This is a genomic window from Moorena sp. SIO3B2, from assembly GCF_010692525.1.
GTDB classification, from domain to species: Bacteria; Cyanobacteriota; Cyanobacteriia; order Cyanobacteriales; family Coleofasciculaceae; genus Moorena; species Moorena producens.
This window is the reverse complement of sequence record NZ_JAAHHE010000990.1, coordinates 1-1047: the sequence shown is the minus strand read 5'-3', so window position 1 is coordinate 1047 and position 1047 is coordinate 1. Positions and strand designations below refer to the sequence as shown.

The 1047-nt window shown below is 41.5% G+C and carries 2 protein-coding genes; both read left to right on the top strand.

Features of this window, described 5'->3' with window-relative positions; translation table 11 throughout:
* On the top strand, positions 1–456 hold a 456-nt coding region (locus tag F6K38_RS42960), incomplete at its 5' end, for a PstC family ABC transporter permease (protein ID WP_287361028.1).
* 96 nt (positions 457–552) lie between these two features.
* The coding region (locus F6K38_RS42955) for a PstA family ABC transporter permease (protein WP_502709682.1) at positions 553–1047 on the top strand (495 nt) is incomplete at its 3' end.

The window sequence follows — 1047 nt, the reverse complement described above, 5'->3', positions numbered from 1 at the left end:
GTTTTTAATATGCTAAGTGCCGGTCTAGTCATGGGTTTGATGATTATTCCCTTTATTAGTTCCATTAGTGAAGATGCCATGCGAGCGGTTCCGGTAGAGTTACGGGAAGGGTCTTATGCTATGGGAGCAACTCGGTTACAGACAGCATGGAACGTTGTGTTTCCTGCTGCTATTTCCGGCATTGCCTCATCCTACATCCTAGGAACATCAAGGGCTGTAGGAGAAACCATGATTGTTGCGATCGCAGCGGGCTTACAACCCAAGATCGCTTGGAATCCCCTGGACCAAGCCGCTACAATCACTGCTTACATCGTCCAGGTAAGTCTTGGGGATTTGCCTCATGGTACTCTAGAATACCAGACCATTTTTGCGGCTGGACTAACCTTAGTCTTAATGACTCTAGTCCTAAACATCATTGGACATTTCTTAGCTAAGCGTTATCGAGAAATTTATTAGTATAGCGATTTTAAATTGGGTGAAGTACATAATGTTTTGATTTTAGTGATTATCCATCAATCCTAGTTTCACATCTAATAGTAAAACGCTATATAAATGTCACAAGAAAATTTACTTACAATTCGAGAAGATATAAATCGCCGTAAGCTTATTAATCAGATTTTTGCCATCGTTGGTTTGGTAGTTATTCTGGTCGCTATATTTATCTTGCTGGGGTTAATCATCTATATGGTAAAATCAGGGATATCCCGGATTTCACCAGAGTTTTTTACATCGTTTCCTAGTCGTAGAGCAGAAAAAGCGGGGATTATGTCGGCCTGGGTAGGCACTAGTCTGGTGATGTTAGTGACCGCCTTAGCTGCAGTGCCCATTGGTGTAGCTTCAGGAATTTATTTAGAAGAATATTCCCGAAAAAACTTGCTAGCGGATTTCATTGAAATTAATGTCACGAATTTGGCAGGAGTTCCCTCCATTGTCTATGGTTTATTAGCCTTGGGCTTATTCGTCTATGAGTTAAATTTAGGTCGAAGCATTCTCTCAGCAGGTTTGACCTTAGCGTTGTTAATTCTGCCAGTGGTGATTGTCACCACA